Origin of the sequence: Aeromonas sp. FDAARGOS 1402, assembly GCF_019046925.1 — a bacterium.
In the GTDB taxonomy this organism is placed as follows: domain Bacteria; phylum Pseudomonadota; class Gammaproteobacteria; order Enterobacterales; family Aeromonadaceae; genus Aeromonas; species Aeromonas caviae.
Window position 1 is genome coordinate 2,457,999 of the sequence record NZ_CP077201.1, and the last position, 17,055, is coordinate 2,475,053.

The 17,055-nt window shown below is 61.9% G+C and carries 17 protein-coding genes; 13 read left to right on the forward strand and 4 right to left on the reverse strand.

Annotation, left to right across the window (positions count from 1 at the left end):
- Positions 1–40: 40 nt before the first annotated feature.
- The 4 genes from I6L32_RS11745 to I6L32_RS11760 all read right to left on the reverse strand — a co-directional run bounded on the left by I6L32_RS11745 (position 41) and on the right by I6L32_RS11760 (position 3,417).
- Positions 41–1,828, reverse strand: coding sequence for a GGDEF and EAL domain-containing protein (locus I6L32_RS11745; protein ID WP_216943920.1), 1,788 nt, complete (start codon positions 1,826–1,828; stop codon positions 41–43).
- A gap of 106 nt (positions 1,829–1,934) precedes the next feature.
- Positions 1,935–2,303, reverse strand: coding sequence for a hypothetical protein (locus I6L32_RS11750; protein WP_045525778.1), 369 nt, complete (start codon positions 2,301–2,303; stop codon positions 1,935–1,937).
- A gap of 7 nt (positions 2,304–2,310) precedes the next feature.
- Positions 2,311–2,979, reverse strand: coding sequence for a molecular chaperone TorD (gene torD / locus I6L32_RS11755; protein ID WP_167824688.1), 669 nt, complete (start codon positions 2,977–2,979; stop codon positions 2,311–2,313).
- Positions 2,980–3,129: 150 nt separating this feature from the next.
- Positions 3,130–3,417 (reverse strand): hypothetical protein, encoded by a 288-nt coding sequence (locus I6L32_RS11760; protein ID WP_216943921.1) that lies wholly within the window; start codon positions 3,415–3,417, stop codon positions 3,130–3,132.
- A 341-nt stretch (positions 3,418–3,758) separates the two neighbouring features.
- On the opposite strand from I6L32_RS11760, the gene glyA reads away from it, so the two are divergent.
- From glyA to I6L32_RS11825, 13 genes are all read left to right on the forward strand, one after another.
- The gene (gene glyA / locus I6L32_RS11765; protein WP_216943922.1) at positions 3,759–5,012 is read left to right on the forward strand and encodes a serine hydroxymethyltransferase; all 1,254 of its coding nucleotides are present in this window, start codon (positions 3,759–3,761) and stop codon (positions 5,010–5,012) included.
- 87 nt (positions 5,013–5,099) lie between these two features.
- Complete coding sequence (locus I6L32_RS11770) at positions 5,100–5,534, forward strand: hypothetical protein (protein ID WP_216945167.1); 435 nt, start codon at positions 5,100–5,102, stop codon at positions 5,532–5,534.
- 134 nt (positions 5,535–5,668) lie between these two features.
- Positions 5,669–6,118, forward strand: a complete 450-nt coding sequence (gene nrdR / locus I6L32_RS11775) for a transcriptional regulator NrdR (protein ID WP_010675395.1) — start codon at positions 5,669–5,671, stop codon at positions 6,116–6,118.
- Positions 6,119–6,395: 277 nt separating this feature from the next.
- Positions 6,396–7,505 carry a bifunctional diaminohydroxyphosphoribosylaminopyrimidine deaminase/5-amino-6-(5-phosphoribosylamino)uracil reductase RibD gene (ribD, locus tag I6L32_RS11780; RefSeq protein WP_216943923.1) on the forward strand — a complete coding sequence of 370 codons (1,110 nt, stop codon included), beginning with the start codon at positions 6,396–6,398 and terminating at the stop codon, positions 7,503–7,505.
- A 55-nt stretch (positions 7,506–7,560) separates the two neighbouring features.
- Positions 7,561–8,214 carry a riboflavin synthase gene (locus I6L32_RS11785; protein WP_041212973.1) on the forward strand — a complete coding sequence of 218 codons (654 nt, stop codon included), beginning with the start codon at positions 7,561–7,563 and terminating at the stop codon, positions 8,212–8,214.
- A 137-nt stretch (positions 8,215–8,351) separates the two neighbouring features.
- Positions 8,352–9,461: a bifunctional 3,4-dihydroxy-2-butanone-4-phosphate synthase/GTP cyclohydrolase II gene (gene ribBA / locus I6L32_RS11790; protein WP_039040299.1), complete on the forward strand. Its 1,110-nt coding sequence runs from the start codon at positions 8,352–8,354 to the stop codon at positions 9,459–9,461.
- Positions 9,462–9,594: 133 nt separating this feature from the next.
- A complete protein-coding gene (ribE, locus tag I6L32_RS11795; RefSeq protein WP_010675391.1) occupies positions 9,595–10,065 on the forward strand; it encodes a 6,7-dimethyl-8-ribityllumazine synthase in 471 nt (156 codons plus the stop codon).
- Positions 10,066–10,079: 14 nt separating this feature from the next.
- A complete protein-coding gene (nusB, locus tag I6L32_RS11800; protein WP_010675390.1) occupies positions 10,080–10,493 on the forward strand; it encodes a transcription antitermination factor NusB in 414 nt (137 codons plus the stop codon).
- A 57-nt stretch (positions 10,494–10,550) separates the two neighbouring features.
- Entirely contained in the window at positions 10,551–11,510 is a 960-nt protein-coding gene (gene thiL / locus I6L32_RS11805; protein ID WP_039040298.1) for a thiamine-phosphate kinase, read from the forward strand.
- Positions 11,507–11,995: a phosphatidylglycerophosphatase A gene (locus tag I6L32_RS11810; RefSeq protein WP_010675388.1), complete on the forward strand. Its 489-nt coding sequence runs from the start codon at positions 11,507–11,509 to the stop codon at positions 11,993–11,995. Before thiL ends, I6L32_RS11810 begins: the two co-directional genes overlap by 4 nt.
- 646 nt (positions 11,996–12,641) lie before the next feature.
- Positions 12,642–14,366 carry an ABC transporter ATP-binding protein gene (locus I6L32_RS11815; protein ID WP_010675387.1) on the forward strand — a complete coding sequence of 575 codons (1,725 nt, stop codon included), beginning with the start codon at positions 12,642–12,644 and terminating at the stop codon, positions 14,364–14,366.
- A gap of 58 nt (positions 14,367–14,424) precedes the next feature.
- Positions 14,425–15,981 carry an ABC transporter substrate-binding protein gene (locus I6L32_RS11820; RefSeq protein ID WP_010675386.1) on the forward strand — a complete coding sequence of 519 codons (1,557 nt, stop codon included), beginning with the start codon at positions 14,425–14,427 and terminating at the stop codon, positions 15,979–15,981.
- A gap of 96 nt (positions 15,982–16,077) precedes the next feature.
- A complete protein-coding gene (locus tag I6L32_RS11825) occupies positions 16,078–17,052 on the forward strand; it encodes an ABC transporter permease (protein ID WP_010675385.1) in 975 nt (324 codons plus the stop codon).
- The last annotated feature ends 3 nt before the right edge of the window (positions 17,053–17,055 follow it).

Consider the following 17,055-nt stretch of genomic DNA (forward strand, 5'->3'; position numbering starts at 1 on the left):
TGGGCTCCCTTCTTTGCTTTCGTGGTGGCGCGGCCAAGGCTCAATGGCGGAAGGGGAGCAGGGAAGGCAGCTGGGGTTCTGGCAGGGGATGGCTGAACAGGTAGCCCTGTCCCTCCTCGCAACGCAGGGATTGCAGGAACTGGCGCTGGGGCTGGGTTTCTATCCCTTCCGCCGTGACGGCCATGCCGAGGGAGCTGGCCAGCTGGACTATGGTACGGCACAGCTCGCGGCTGTGCTTGTCGTCGGGCAACGCCTGGACGAAGGCTCTGTCTATCTTGATGCGATCGATGGGCAGGCTCCTGAGCAGGCTCAGGGAGGAGAAACCGGTGCCGAAGTCGTCGATGGCGATCTGCACCCCCAGCGCCTTGAGACGGGTGAAGAGCCGCAGACTGTGATCCACGCTCTGGATGATGCTCTCGGTCACCTCGATCTCCAGCCGTTCGGCAGGAAAACCGGTCTCGGCCAGAATGGCTGTCACCCGCTCCACGTAGTCGTGGGAACGCATCTCCCTGACCGACACATTGACCGAGAGCCGGGGCACGGCGAGCCCTTCGGCTAGCCACTGCTGCCCTTGCCGGCAGGCGGTGCGCATCACCCATTCGCCCAGTGGTTCGATGAGACCGCACTCCTCTGCCACCGGAATGAAACGGTCCGGGGATATCATGCCAAGGCTGGGATGCTGCCAGCGGATCAGGGCCTCCAGGCCGCTGAGATGACCATCCGCCAGATCCGTCATGGGTTGGTAGAGCAGGCGAAACTGTTGCTGCTCAATGGCCTTGAGCAGTCCCTGCTCCAGCAGCATCCGCTCCCTGGTCTGTGCCGTCATGTCGGGGGAGTGGAACAGATAGCCGTTGCGGCCACGGCGCTTGGCTTCATGCATGGCGTTGTCCGCCGCGCTGATGAGGCTGTCCGGGGTCTGGCCATGCTCCGGATAGAGGGAGACGCCGATGCTGGCGGAGAGCCTCACCCGCTCCTGGCCGATGTCGGCGGGATCGTGCAGCCTGCGTTGCAACCCCTCGATGAGACCCAGCAGATCCTGGGTCTCCCTGATGGCGGGCAGCAACACCAGAAATTCGTCTGCCCCCAGCCGGATGGCGATGTCTCCGGGGCGCAGACAGTGGCGAATGCGGTCTGCCGACAGCTTGAGCAGCAGATCGCCGGCACTGTGCCCCAGGTTGTCGTTGATGAGCTTGAAGCCGTCGAGATCGATGAACAGCAGCGCCAGGACGTGGTGGTTCACCCTGGCCGTCTCTATCTCCAGGGTGAGGCGCTCTTGCAGCAGATGGCGATTGCCGAGATCGGTGAGGGGATCGTAATAGGAGAGGTGCTGCAAGCGGGCTTCGGCCTGATAGAGACGCAGTGCATGGCGGTGGGTCATCTCCTGCAGGCCGGGTGACGCGGGTGCGTCGAGGTGGGGGCCTGTCTGCGCGGATTCCCTCATCACGAGGAAGATGCCGCTGAAGGTGCCCTCCTCATCCAGCACGGAGCTGACGCTCACTTGCCAGCGTGCCGGGGAGGCCGCGCGGGAGAGACCGACCATTTCCACCTCAAATGTGCATCGGGGGGGACCTTGCCGCAGTTGCTGAAACAGCGGGAGCAGCTGGGGAGTCTGGGCAGGGACAATGTCGAACAGCGTCTTGCCCGGGTGCTCTGCCCGCGCGAGGCCGGTCAGTTCGGCAAAGCGTCCGTTGACGTCGCGACACCTGAATTCGTGATCGAAGACCCCAATCCCGACGGGCGCCTGGGCGAACAGCTGTTGCAACTCGTGGGGAGAGAGCGGGCCTGACAAATGCCGTGTCGGAACCGATTCGGGTAGCACTTTTTCCATGGAGGCTCCTGAATTGATTGCTTTGTCATTTGGACGACTGTGTCAGTATGGCAGGAAGTGTCAGGAGAGAAAGAAAGTGTGAGAAGGGTGTGAAATCAACGAGATGTCAGCCTTTCTGGCGGCCAAACGCCTGGATCCCGCGAACAAATACCAGCCAGCCCACCAGATGAAACGGCAACGCCATGGCGTAGAGCACCAGCCAGTGGCTCTCGGTGCCGCTGCTGTTGATGAAATCTGTCCAGGCGGCGAGCAGGGCCAGCATGCCCGCTATCTGGAAGCGGCGACGCAGCACCACTTCCACCCCGAGATTGGCGAGGTAGAGGGTCAGCAGGATGCCGGCAAAGCCGGTGAGCTGGGCGGTGCCGTAGAGCGCGCGGTCCGGGTTGAACAGCAGCGTCACGAGGGGAGTGAGACCCTGATCCAGCGGGATCAGGGCCAGCAGCCAGCATGCGATAAGAAGCAGGGCTGTCTTCATGCCGGGCTCAGTCGGCGGACGGTGCCGGTTTGACCAGGGAGAGGTAGTTGGCGTCCATCTTGAGGAACACCCCCAGCAGGCGGGCACTGGCACCGTAGAAGCCAAACTTGTCGGCGGCCCGGCAGGCCTGCTCGAAGCGCTCGAACCAGCCCAGCAGGTGGCCGTGCAGCAGGGACTCCTGCTCGCCAAGCCACGCCTCGCGCTGGTCGGCGGTGGTCGACTCGGCGGCGCGGATGATGAGGCTGCCCATCAGGTCCAGCTCGATGGCCAGATGATCGGCAGGCTCATTGTATTTGTCGCTGACATTGATGCCGAGGCGATCGAGGCGTGCCTGCATCTCGGTCATGGGTGCCTGCATCAGCTGCTTGTCTTCGCCCCGGTAGAGGGATTCGTAGGGCAGGGCACCCTGCCCGGGAGCGCTCAGGAACAGGCCGGCGAAGTCGGCGGCCAGGGCCGTCTGGCGCTCGGGGCGCACCAGCAGGCGGGCGATGGCGTCGTTGAGCTCGGCCACGGCTTCGCGCATGGGATCGAGGGTGGAGAGGCTCTTCAAGAAGCTGCGCACGTCATAGGTGTCGTATTCAGCGATCTGTGCATCACTGAGTTCGGCAGCAAACAGGGTGGAAAACCACCAGTAAAGCTCGGCCCGGCGTTCGCTGGTCGCCATGAATTCCTGCATTTTTCCTCCGTGGATGACAATCGGGAGCCTTGATGGCCCCCGATTCTAACGACTTTAAAAATAAAGGAAACTCATGGGGCCTTTTGGCCGGATAGCGCCAGGAGAGGGGGGCGCTATCGCGGGATCGCCGTGGGCGACGAGGAGGCCGACCTACTCCTCGACGCGATAGAGCACCTGCTTGCAACGGGGGCAGATGTGCTGGCGGCGGTAATCCATCTGGTGCACCAGGCCGACCTCCCGCTGCTGATGATGACCGCAATGGATGCAGAAAATGAGATCCCCGTCGGCGGCGCCGGGATGGGCCGCCAGGTACTGCTCCCGGGTGGGAAGTGTCTCCCAGTTGGCGGTGCAGGCACCCTTGCGGCTGGCGGTGTAGTAGGCCCAGTAGAAGAGAGCGAAGACCGCGACAATCACGAACAGCATCAGATGATCCATCATGGCGTTTCCCCTTGTGTTCCGGGATGGCAGGGAGCGACACCCGCTCGTGCAGATGTCCCATGGCCTAAAGATGTTATCTGTTAGTAAATGCTATATCCATGATCTGGCTCTGGTTTTCATCGCCTTGCCCGGGAAGCGGGGACGATGGCTGGAGCCGGATTGCTGGTGTGGGGAGGCCGGGGGGATGAGCGAAGCCAGGGGGCGGGATTCGAAATTTGCGACGTATTTTACATTTTATAAACAATTTTTTGGGTGGTTGGACTGTCTCTTTGATCCAGCTCACGTTACAATGCGCGGGCCCACTTCACCTATCGCGCAAACGATTTTCAGGAGATAAACGGATGTTGAAACGTGACATGACCATCGCCGGCTATGATCCAGAGCTGTGGCAGGCCATCACAGACGAGACCCGTCGTCAGGAAGAGCACATCGAGCTGATTGCGTCCGAGAACTACACCAGCCCCCGCGTCATGGAAGCCCAGGGCTCCCAGTTGACCAACAAGTACGCCGAAGGCTACCCGGCCAAGCGTTACTACGGCGGTTGCGAGTATGTGGATGTGGTTGAAACCCTGGCCATCGAGCGCGCCAAAGAGCTGTTCGGTGCCACCTACGCCAACGTGCAGCCGCACTCCGGCTCCCAGGCCAACAGCGCCGTCTACATGGCCCTGCTGCAACCGGGCGACACCGTGCTCGGCATGAACCTGGCCCACGGCGGTCACCTGACCCACGGCTCCCCCGTCAACTTCTCCGGCAAGCTGTACAACATCATCCCCTACGGCATCGACGAGTCCGGCAAGATCGACTACGACGAGATGGAGCGCCTGGCCGTTGAGCACAAGCCGAAGATGATGATCGGCGGCTTCTCCGCCTACTCCGGCATCGTCGACTGGGCCCGCATGCGCGAGATCGCCGACAAGATCGGTGCTTACCTGTTCGTGGACATGGCCCACGTGGCCGGTCTGATTGCCGCTGGCGTCTACCCGAACCCGGTGCCCCACGCTCACGTGGTCACCTCCACCACCCACAAGACCCTGGCCGGTCCGCGCGGTGGTCTGATCCTCTCCGCCGCCGACGACGAAGATCTGTACAAGAAGCTGAACTCCGCCGTCTTCCCGGGTGGTCAGGGTGGCCCGCTGATGCACGTCATCGCCGGCAAGGCAGTGGCCTTCAAGGAAGCGCTGGAGCCCGAGTTCAAGACCTACCAGGCCCAGGTCGTGAAGAACGCCAAGGCCATGGCGGCGACCTTTATCGAGCGCGGCTACAAGATCGTCTCCGGCGGTACCGACAACCACCTGATGCTGGTTGATCTGATCGGTCGCGATCTGACCGGCAAAGATGCCGACGCAGCCCTCGGCAAGGCCAACATCACCGTCAACAAGAACTCCGTACCGAACGACCCGCGTTCCCCGTTCGTCACCTCCGGCGTGCGTATCGGCACCCCGGCCATCACCCGCCGCGGCTTCAAGGAAGCTGAGTCCATCCAGTTGGCCAACTGGATCTGCGACGTGCTGGACAGCCACGACAACGAAGAAGTGCTGGCGACCGTGCGCGAGAAGGTGCTGGACATCTGCCGCCGTTTCCCGGTCTACGCATAATCAGCCTGACCTTCAGGTTGAAGACCAATGCCACCCTCGGGTGGCATTGTTTTTTGCAGCGCCTGGCAAGATGAGACAGAGGTGACCATGTGCGATGACATGGAAGAGGACGCGCTGGAGGCGTCACTGCGGCAGACGGTTCGCGCCCAGTACCACTTTCGCGCCAGCGAACAGGGGCTGCTGGCCTGGGATGTGCGCCGCTTGATCCGGCTGAGCTGCAACCTGCCGGTGCAGGCGGTGGCACTCGGCGAGATTGCCGAGCTTGACCGCGACCACTGGTACGGCCATGGCGACGCCACGCCCACGGTGAGCAGCGTGGTGGCGCATTGCCAGCTCATGATGGCGGCGGATCTCGCCTATCCCATCCTGCTGGACAGCGCCGGTCGGGTGATGGATGGCATGCACCGGGTAGGCAAGGCGCTGATGCTGGGCCACCGCCATATCGAGGCGCGTCGTTTTGTTGTGGATCCTGAGCCCGATTACCTGGATTGCGACCCCGAGGCGTTGCCCTATGACGACTGAGTCCTGCCCGAAGGCCTGGCAGGTTGTCCCTTGTTTTCATGGGCTTTTACCGGCTCTGGATGGCCGTGTTACACTGGCCGGCCTAGCGCCAGCCCCCGGGGCCCGCGCCCATTTTCATCCACGCCGGAGGTCAGATGCATTGCCCTTTCTGTAGTGCCGTTGATACCAAGGTGATCGATTCCCGTCTGGTGGCCGAGGGCCATCAGGTGCGCCGCCGTCGCGAATGCCTGCTCTGTCACGAGCGTTTTACTACCTTCGAAATGGCCGAACTGGTCATGCCCCGCGTCATCAAGTCCAACGGCTCCCGCGAGCCCTTCAACGAAGACAAACTGCGGGCCGGCATTCTGCGGGCGCTGGAGAAGCGGCCGGTGAGCATGGAGGCCATCGAGAAGGCGGTCAACCACATCAAGTCCCGCCTGCGGGCCACCGGCGAGCGTGAAGTCGCCTCCCAATTGGTGGGCAATCTGGTGATGGATGAGCTCAAGAGCCTGGACAAGGTGGCCTACATCCGCTTTGCCTCCGTCTACCGCAGCTTTGAAGACATTCGCGAATTCGGGGAAGAGATCGCCAAGCTGGAGAAGTAACGCCGGCCTGCGGCTCCCTATGTGAATCAGAGAGGGGCTGCCGTTGCGGCAGCGCCAGTTGTTACACCAGTGAGACATCTAGACAGCGCATCGTTGCACTGGTGAAAAAGTATGAGGGCGTGCGGCCGCATCCTGCGATGTGTGTGCCCGTCGCCATGGCGTCAGATGCCATGGCCGATCTGCCCGAGAAGGCGTGCGGCAAGCGCGTACACCCTATTTTCTTGTCCCATCGGATGGCCGTGCCACCGGGGACAGGTTGCTGGACACAGGAGCCCGGATGTTTAGTCAAGACGATTACCAATGGATGAGCCGGGCCCTCGAACTGGCCCGGCGCGGCCGTTACACCACGGCCCCCAACCCCTGCGTCGGTGCCGTGCTGGTGAAGGCCGGCGTGGTGGTGGGGGAGGGCTGGCACAAGCGGGCCGGTGAGCCCCATGCCGAGGTCTATGCTCTGCACGCGGCAGGGGAAGAGGCCCGCGGTGCCACCGCCTATGTGACCCTGGAGCCCTGCTCCCATCACGGTCGCACGCCCCCCTGCGCCGAAGCGCTCATCAAGGCCGGGGTGACCCGGGTGGTCGCCGCCATGGTGGATCCCAATCCCCAGGTGGGCGGGCGTGGCCTGCGGATGCTCTCCGAGGCGGGGATCAAGACCGATTTCGGCCTGCTGGCCGCAGAAGCCGAGGCCCTCAATCCTGGTTTCTTCAAGCGGATGCGCACCGCGTTTCCGCTGGTGACGGTCAAGCTGGGGGCGAGCCTGGATGGTCGCACCGCCATGGCGAGTGGCGAGAGCCAGTGGATCACCTCTCCGGAGGCGCGCCGGGACGTGCAGCGGCTGCGGGCACGTCACGATGCGGTGCTCTCCAGCGCCGAAACCGTGCTGGCGGATGGCGCCTCCCTCACCGTGCGCTGGGACGAGCTGCCCCCCTCGGTCAAGGCGGTCTATCCCAAAGAGACCCTGCGCCAGCCACTGCGGGTCATCGTGGATTCGCAAAACCGGCTCACCCCGGATCTGCCCCTGTTCCAGAGCGAGAGCCCGGTACTGCTGGCCCGCCACAAGGCATCCGGTGAGTGGCCCGCCTGGGTGCAGCAGCTGGAGGTGCCGCTGCTGGATGGCAAGCTGGATCTGGTCAGCCTCTTCATGCTGCTGGCCAAACAGAACGTCAACTCGGTACTGGTGGAGGCGGGGCCACGGCTGTGCGGCGCCCTGCAGGAGAAGGGGCTGGTGGACGAGCTGGTGCTCTATCAGGCGCCCAAACTGATGGGGGATGAGGGGCGCGGCCTGTTCCATCTGCCGGGGCTGACCCGGCTGTTCCAGGCCCCCAAACTCAACCTCAAGGATGTGCGCATGCTTGGCCAGGATATTCGCATCACTGCGAAAATAGCCTGATTTTTCAATGTTCACGGGGGCATCCGTCGCCCCCGTCATCAGCAAGGTGATCTGCATGTTTACCGGAATTATCGAAGCGGTGGGAACCCTGGCCGAGCTGCGTCGCCAGGGGGAGGACATGGCCCTCACCGTGCACGCGCCTACCCTGGACTTCAGTGACGTCAAGTTGGGCGACTCCATCGCCACCAACGGCGTCTGCCTCACCGTGGTGGCGCTCGGGGATCACAGCTATACCGCCGACGTCTCCCTGGAGACCCTCTCCCGCACCGGTTTTTCTGCCGCCAAGGTGGGGGATCCGGTCAACCTCGAAAAGGCGCTGATGCCCACTTCCCGCCTCGGCGGCCACCTGGTCTCCGGCCACGTGGACGGCATCGGCGAGGTGAAGAGCAAATCGTCCAGCGGCCGCGCCATCGAATACTGGATCAAGGCGCCGGGGGAGCTCTCCCGCTACATCGCCGAGAAGGGGTCGATTGCGGTGGATGGCATCAGCCTCACCGTCAACGCGGTTCAGGGGGATCTGTTCCGGCTGACCATCGTGCCCCACACCGCCCAGGAGACCACCATCGCCCGCTGGAAACCCGGCTACCGGGTCAACCTCGAGGTGGACCAGATAGCCCGCTATCTGGAGCGGCTGATGACGGGCAAGCGCGAGCAGAGCAGTGCCTCTACCCTGACCCTGGAGAAGCTGGCCCAGTCCGGATTCTTGTGAGCCGTTTTGACGGGAAAACGCGGTTCTGTGATCCCGCGCGGATTGAAACGGGGCCGCGTGCCCCCATCTAGAGCACAATACGCAGTATCAAGTCGAGCCGACTGGCTCAATCCCCAAGCATGTTGATGGAGTAGCCCATGGCGCTGAGCACGACCCAGGAAATCATTGCCGATATCAAGGCTGGCAAGATGGTGATCCTGATGGATGACGAAGACAGGGAGAACGAAGGGGACCTGATCATGGCCGCCTCCTGTGTCCGCCCGGAAGACATCAACTTCATGGCGCGCTACGGTCGTGGCCTCATCTGCCTGACCCTGACCCGGGATCGCTGCAAGCAGCTGGCGCTGCCGCTGATGGTCGATCGCAACAATGCCCAGTTCTCCACCGCCTTCACCGTCTCCATCGAGGCGGCGGAAGGGGTGACCACCGGCATCTCCGCCGCCGACCGCGCCGTCACCGTGCAGGCCGCGGTGGCGCCCCATGCCAAGGCCGCCGATCTGGTGCAGCCCGGCCACATCTTCCCGCTGATGGCGCAGGATGGCGGTGTGCTGACCCGCGCCGGCCACACCGAAGCGGGCTGTGATCTGGCCCGGCTGGCCGGCTTCGAGCCAGCCTCCGTCATCGTCGAGATCCTCAACGAAGACGGCACCATGGCCCGGCGCCCGGATCTCGAGATTTTCGCCGAGCAGCACGGCATCAAGCTCGGCACCATTGCCGACCTTATCGAATACCGCAACCAGCACGAGACCACGGTAGAGAAGGTGGCCGAGTGCAAGTTGCCCACCGAATACGGCGAGTTCGACCTCGTCACCTTCCGCGACACCATCGACAACCAGGTGCACTTCGCCCTGAAGAAAGGGGACGTGAAGGCCGACCAGCCGACCCTGGTACGGGTGCACCTGCACGACGTGCTGAGCGATCTGCTGCTCACCGACCGCCACAGCGCCCGCAGCTGGCCGCTGCCCAAATCCATGGCCCGCATCGCCGACGAGGGCGGGGTGCTGGTGATCCTGGGGGCGGAAGCCCATGGCGCCGAGCTGCTGGCCCGGGTCAAGGGTTTTGAAGCCGCCGACAAGGGGCTGGCACCGGAAGGGGCCAAGTGGCAGGGCACCTCGCGCCGGGTCGGGGTTGGTTCCCAGATCCTCAAGGCGCTGGGGGTCGGCAAGATGCGCCTGTTGAGCTCCCCCAAGAAGTACCATGCCCTCGGTGGCTTTGGTCTGGAAGTGGTGGAGTACGTCGGCGAGTAAGCGCTGCGTACGGTTGAATTCATCACCATGGCCGCCCGTTGCGGCCATGGTTTTTTGTCGCGGCTCTGTTGTGCTAGAATGCGTGCACTTTTGAGCCCGGCCCCTAATTGATTGCACAGAGACAGGATTTCCAATGAAGATTATCGAAGGAAATATCGCCGCTCCCGAGGCGCGTGTTGCTATTGTCGTTGCCCGTTTCAACAGCTTCATCAATGACAGCCTGGTGAACGGCGCGCTGGACGTGCTGAAGCGTCAAGGTCAGGTCCAGGAGAGCAATCTGACCCTGGTGCGCGTACCGGGGGCCGTCGAAATTCCCCTGGCGGCCAAGAAGCTGGCCAAGAGCGGTCAATACGACGCCATCGTCGCACTCGGCACCGTCATCCGCGGCGGTACCTACCACTTCGAACTGGTAGCGAGCGAGAACGGCAAGGGTCTGGCCCAGGTAATGATGGAATACGACATTCCCGTTGCCTTCGGCGTGCTGACCACCGAAAACATTGAACAAGCCATCGAACGCGCCGGTACCAAGGCGGGTAACAAGGGTGCAGAGGCTGCACTGAGCGCGCTCGAAATGATCAACGTCCTGAAACAACTGGACGTGTAACGAGGAGAAATGCATTGAAACCGTCCGAGCGCCGTAAGGCCCGCCATTGCGCCACCCAGGCCATCTACCAGTGGCAGATGACCCAGGCCAACGTGGGCGACATCGAAGAGCAGTTCAAGATCGATCAGGACACCAAGGGTGTGGACCTGAACTATTTCCGCGATCTGCTGTTCGGGGTAGCGGTCCACTGCAACGAGCTGGACAAGGTGTTCGCGCCTTTCCTCTCCCGTCCGCTGGAAGAAGTGGACATGGTGGACAAGGCAATCCTGCGTCTGGCGACCTACGAGCTGACCCGTCGTGAAGATGTGCCGCCGCGCGTGGTGATCAACGAAGCGATCGAGCTGGCCAAAGCCTTCGCCGCCGATGACAGCCACAAGTTTGTCAACGGCGTCCTGGACAAGGTGATCAAGACGCTGCCCAAGCGTTGATCCTGCTGTCCGTCAGCAATTAAGAGAGGAGCCAGCTTATTGCTGGCTTTTTACTGTATGGGTGAATTTGAGCTGATTGAGAAGTACTTCAAGGTCCCCCACGCCCGCAAGGACGTGGTGATGGGCCCTGGAGATGACTGTGCCCTGCTGACCCTGCCCCCCGACGCCCAGTTGGCGGTGAGCACGGACACCCTGGTGAGCGGCGTGCACTTCTTCCCCGACATGGATCCGGTGGATCTCGGCTACAAGGCGCTGGCGGTCAATCTCTCCGATCTGGCCGCCATGGGTGCCGAGCCGCGCTGGGTCTCCCTGGCCCTGACCCTGCCCGCCATCAACGAGCGCTGGGTCGCCGGTTTCGCCGAAGGGTTCCTCGAGCTCGCCGAGTACTACAACGTGGCGCTGGTGGGGGGGGACATGACCCGCGGGCCCCTCTCCATCACCGTCTCGGTGAAAGGATCGGTCCCGGCAGGTCGCGCCCTGATGCGCAGCGGCGCCAAGGCCGGTGACGGGGTCTACGTGACCGGTACCCTGGGAGATGCCGCCCTGGCGCTCTCCCACCTGCTGGGCAAGCGCACCCTCAACGAGAACCAGCTGGCGGCCGTGCTGCCGCGCCTCGACCATCCCCATCCCCGCATCCTGGCCGGTCAGGCCCTGCGCGGGCTGGCCAGCAGCGCCCTGGATCTCTCAGACGGCTTGGCGTCCGATCTCGGCCACATCCTCAAGGCGTCCGGTGTGCGGGCCCAGATCGATCTCAATCTGCTGCCCCTCTCCCCCGTGTTGCAGGATGCGGTGCCAGCCATGGATGCCTGGCAGCTGGCTCTGGCCGGGGGCGACGACTACGAGCTCTGCTTCACCGTGCCCCAGGAGCATCACGGTGCCCTGGACACGGCGCTGGCCAATTGTGGCGTGAAGTTCACCCGCATCGGTCGCATCCTGGCCGGGGAGCCTGGCATCGACTACCTGCAGGACGAACAACCCGTCGAACTGCACCTCAAGGGCTGGGATCACTTCGCATGATGTCTTTCAAGATAAAGCCCGAACTGACGCGGCTGAACCTTAAAAACCCGCTCCACTTCCTGGCGGTGGGCTTTGGCTCCGGCCTCTCCCCCAAGGCGCCGGGCACCATGGGGACCCTGGCAGCCATCCCGCTCTATCTCTTGGTGAGCGGGCTGCCGACCTCCTGGTTCATCGCCCTGCTGGTGGTGGGTTTCGTGGCGGGCATCCGCATCTGCCAGAGCGCCACCGACGCCATCGGGATGCCGGATCACGGGGCCATCGTCTGGGACGAGGTCATCGGATTCGGGGTCACCATGATTGCGGCCCCGGCCGGCTGGGAGTGGGTGCTGGCGGGCTTCGTGCTGTTTCGCCTGTTCGACGTGCTCAAGCCCTGGCCCATCTCCTGGTTCGATCGCCGCATTCACGGCGGGCTTGGCATCATGCTGGACGATCTCATTGCCGGCCTGTTCGCCCTGGCCTGCATGCAACTGCTTGCCCACTGGTGAGGGGAGGCGGCATCTGAACGCCCTCTCGCTGTTTTTTCACTGCTCTCCTCTTGCAAATAGGCCGGATATACCGCACACGCAGGCCCTGAGGGGCCTGCGTTTTTTTGTATGCAATCCCTCCCGGCTTGCCGTGCCGGCGGGCCTGTGGCCCAGGTTGATCCTTCTGCATTGTCCCTATTTAGCTCTGCCTATTTTTCCTTACTCCGGATATGCTGCCGTCAAAAAATCATTTCACATAAATATTCACTACTCATTCGAAGCTCGCCAGCATAATGCTGATAGTGAATAAGATGGTTTGTTGCTATTTTGTTGAAACATAATTGGTTGATGGTCTCGCATTGCCAGCGTAATCTCTGGTAATGTGACTTTTATCGACATTTTAACCCCAGGGTGTCGGCATTCTCTGGGCAAAGTATTGCGAAATTGTATAACTGGATCATTTACACCCGCGGGCAAACCGACTAACTTACTCGCGGGTTATTCCAAAAAAATGCAAAAAACCCGCCCGGATCGCTGGTTTGGCTGCCTCATGGATTGAGCGTTAATTACACAACAACGGCTCTCGAGCAGTACCAAGGCACAACCAGCATCTGCGGCTGATTTACGGACGAATTATTTGGGACGGATGTCCCCCGCAGAGGTAACCATGTCCTTGCTTGAAGTTAAAAACTTGCGGATCGAGTACCCCTCCCGCTACGGGGTGCTTGCCGCGGTCAAGGATCTCTCTTTTTCTGTTGAAAAGGGCGAGATCGTCGGCGTCGTCGGTGAGTCCGGCGCTGGCAAATCCACTATCGGCAACGCCGTCATCGATCTGTTGAGCCCGCCCGGTCGCATCGCCCGTGGCGATATCTACCTCAACGGCGAGCTCATCTCCGGCAAGAGCCAGAACGAGATGCGGGCCATTCGTGGCTCGCGCATCGGTTTCATCTTCCAGGATCCCATGACTTCCCTCAACCCGCTGTTCACCGTGGAGCAGCAGCTGGTGGAGACCATCCTCGCCAACACCGACCTGTCCCGCGAGGCGGCCTTTGCCAAGGCCCTCGAGCTGATGGGAGCGGTGGGGATCCCGAACCCGGATGTGCGCATCAAGCAGTATCCTCACCAGTTCTCCGGTGGCATGCGCCAGCGGGTGGTGATCGCCATCGCCCTCTCCGGGGATCCCGAGCTCATCATCGCCGATGAGCCGACCACGGCGCTGGACGTCTCCATCCAGGATCAGATCCTCCAGCTCATCCGCAACCTGTGCAAAGAGCGCCAGGTAGGCTGCATGCTGGTGACCCATGACATGGGTGTGGTCTCCAACGTCACCGACAAGGTGGCGGTGATGTACCGCGGCGATCTGGTGGAGTTCGGCACCACCGAACAGGTGCTGGGCCGCCCCAATCACCCCTATACCCGCAGCCTCATCTCGGCGGTTCCCCGCTCGGATGTGAAGCTGGTGCGCTTCCCCCTGGTCTCCTATATCGAGGATGCCGGTGCGGCGGATACCAGCATCGATCTCAAGACCCACTGGCTCGGCCAGAGTCAGGACGAGCGCACCTATGAAGGCGCGCTGTTGCGGGTGGAGAACGTGGATCTGAAGTTCGTCACCAAAGATTCCATCTTCCCGAGCCGCCGCCAGTACGTGCGCGCCTGCAACAACATCAGCTTCGAGATCTTCGAGGGTGAGACTTTCGGTCTGGTGGGGGAGTCGGGCTCCGGCAAATCCACCATCGCCCGTGCCATCACCGGGCTCTATCCGCCCGACACCGGCAAGATTGTCTTCGAGGGGATAGATCTCACCGCCCTGAAAGGGGAGCACGAGCGTCGCCCCCTGCGCCGCCAGATGCAGATGGTGTTCCAGAACCCGTACTCTTCGATGAACCCGCGCATGAAGGTGCGTGACATCATCGCCGAGCCGATCCGCTTCCACCGCCTCGCCGAGAGCGAGCGGCAGATAGAGCAGATCGTCGGGGACCTGCTGGATCACGTGGGCCTGGGCCGCGGCGCCGGGGTCAAGTATCCCCACGAGTTCTCCGGTGGTCAGCGCCAGCGCATCTCCATTGCCCGCGCCCTGGCGACCCGCCCGCGCTTCCTCATCTGCGACGAGCCGACCTCGGCGCTGGATGTCTCGGTGCAGGCCCAGATCCTCAACCTGCTCAAAGACTTGCAACAGGAGCTTGGGCTCACCATGCTGTTCATCAGTCACGATCTGCCGGTCATCCGCCAGATGTGCGACCGCATCGGTGTGATGCAGCACGGTCATCTGGTGGAAGTGGCCGAGACCGAGAAACTGTTCACCAATGCCGAGCATGAGTACAGCCGCAAGCTGATCTCCCTCATGCCGGAATTCAAGGGAATGTCCCGCGAGGGGCTGGAAATCGCAAGCTAGGAAAGCACCGGTTCGCCGGTTTGTCTGTCAATAAAAAGCCAAAAGCATGGAGAAAGACATGAAGAAAGGATTATCCAAGATCGCCATGGCGCTGTTCGCCGCTGGTCTCGCGTTCAACGTTTCTGCTGCCGACATCAAGGTCGCCGTCGCGTCCGACGCCACCTCGCTGGACCCGCAGGAGCAGCTCTCCGGTCAGACCCTGGAGATGTCTCACCTGGTGTTCGACCCCCTGATGCGTTACACCCAGGATCTGCAGTTCGAGCCGCGTCTGGCCGAGAAGTATGAGCGCATCGACGACAAGACCGTCCGTTTCCACCTGCGCAAGGGTGTGAAGTTCCACTCCGGCAACGACTTCACCGCCGATGACGTGGTATGGACCGTCAACCGTCTGAAGGCCTCCCCGGACTTCAAGGCGATCTTCGACCCCATCGCCGAAGCCAAGAAGGTGGATGATTTCACCGTGGATCTCGTCACCGCCAAGCCGTTCCCGCTGGTGCTGCAGACCGTCACCTACATCTTCCCGATGGACTCCAAGTTCTATAGCGGCAAGACCGAGGCGGGCAAGGACAAGGCCGAGATCGTGAAGAACGGTGACTCCTTCGCCTCCACCAATGTCTCCGGTACCGGTCCGTTCAGCGTCAAGTTCCGCGAGCAGGGCGTGAAGCTGGAATACGTGCGTAACGCCAACTACTGGGACAAGGCCTCCAAGGGCAACGTCGAAAACCTGACCGTGGTACCGATCAAGGAAGACGCCACCCGTGTTGCAGCCCTGCTGGGCGGCGACGTGGACATGATCTACCCGGTTGCCCCGAACGATCTGGAGCGCGTGAAGAACGGCAAGGATTCCCAGCTGGTCACCCTGTCCGGTACCCGTGCCATCATCATCGAGCTGAACCAGAACACCAACCCGGCGCTGAAAGACAAGCGCGTGCGTCAGGCGATCAACTACGCCATCAACCAGGTGGGCATCGTCGACAAGATCAACAAGGGCTTCGGTACCCCGGCCGGCCAGCTGAGCCCGAAAGGCTACGCAGGCTACAACGAGGCGCTCAAGCCCCAGTATGATCTGGCCAAGGCCAAGGAGCTGATGAAGGAAGCCGGTTACGAGAAGGGCTTCAAGATGAGCTTCATCTCCCCGGCTGCCCGCTACGTCAACGACGTCAAGATTGCCCAGGCCGTCTCCGCCATGCTGTCCAAGATCAACATCAAGGTGGATCTGAAGACCATGCCGGTGGCCCAGTACTGGCCGGAGTTTGACAAGTGCGCCGCTGACATGCAGCTGATCGGCTGGCACTCCGACACCGAAGACAGTGCGAACTTCTTCGAGTTCCTGACCTTCACCAAGGATGCCAAGACCGGCATGGGTCAGTACAACTGCGGCGGTTATGCCAACGCAGAAGCTGACAAGATGGTGATGGAAGCCAACACCGAGACCGATCCTGCCAAGCGTGCCGCCATCCTGCAGAAGGTGGAAGCCATGCTGATCGACGACGCTGCCTATGTGCCGCTGCACTGGGAAGACCTGGCCTACGGTGCCAAGAAGAACGTCGACATCAAGCCGGTGGTCAACGTGATGAACTTCCCTTATCTGGGTGACCTGGTGGTCAACAAGTAAGCGAAGCGCTTAAGGAAGGACCCGGCGGGGCACCCATGGTTGCCCCGCCATTAACAGAAGCCTGTGCCAAGACACAGGCCACGTAGAAGGACAAGCATGTTTACATTCCTGCTGAAACGGTTCTATCAGGCCGTGATAGTGATGTTCGTCATCAGCCTGGTCGCCTTCTCCATCCAGGACAACCTGGGGGATCCGCTGCGCGAGCTGGTGGGACAATCCGTCTCCGAGTCCGTGCGCCAGGAACTGCGCGACAAGATGGGACTCAATGATCCCTTCCTCGTGAAATACAGCCGCTTCTTGAAGAACGCGGTACACGGGGATCTGGGCACTTCCTATTTCTTCAAGCGACCAGCCCTCGAGGTTATCCTCGACAAGCTGGTGGCTACCCTTGAGCTGGTGTTTGCCGCCGCGCTCATCATCGTCGTGGTCTCCATTCCGCTGGGGGTTTATTCGGCGATAAGACCGCGCAGTTTCCTGACCAAGCTCATCATGGCGGTGAGCAGCATCGGCATCTCGATCCCGGTCTTCCTGACCGCCATCATGCTGATGTACCTCTTCTCCATCCAGCTGGGCTGGCTGCCGGCCTATGGCCGTGGCGAGACTTACAACCTGCTGGGCTGGGAGTCGGGATTCTTTACCTGGGACGGTATCCTGCACCTGGTGCTGCCTGCGGTCTCCCTCTCGTCCATCATGCTGCCGCTGTTCATCCGGCTGGTGCGCTCGGAGATGCTGGAACAGCTCTCCTCTGAGTACGTCAAGTTTGCCCGTGCCAAGGGGCTGGACAACAACAAGGTCTACTACCAGCACGCCCTGAAGAACACCATGCTGCCGGTCATCACGGTGGGCGGTGTGCAGATCGGGACCATGGTGGCCTACACCATCTTGACCGAGAGCGTGTTCCAGTGGCCGGGGACCGGCTTCCTCTTCCTTGAGGCGATCCACCGGGTCGATACGCCGCTGATCACCGCCTACGTCATCTTCGTGGGCCTGATCTTCGTGGTGACCAATACCCTGGTCGACCTGCTCTACGGGTTGATCAACCCGACCGTCAACCTGACCGCCAAGGGGTAACAG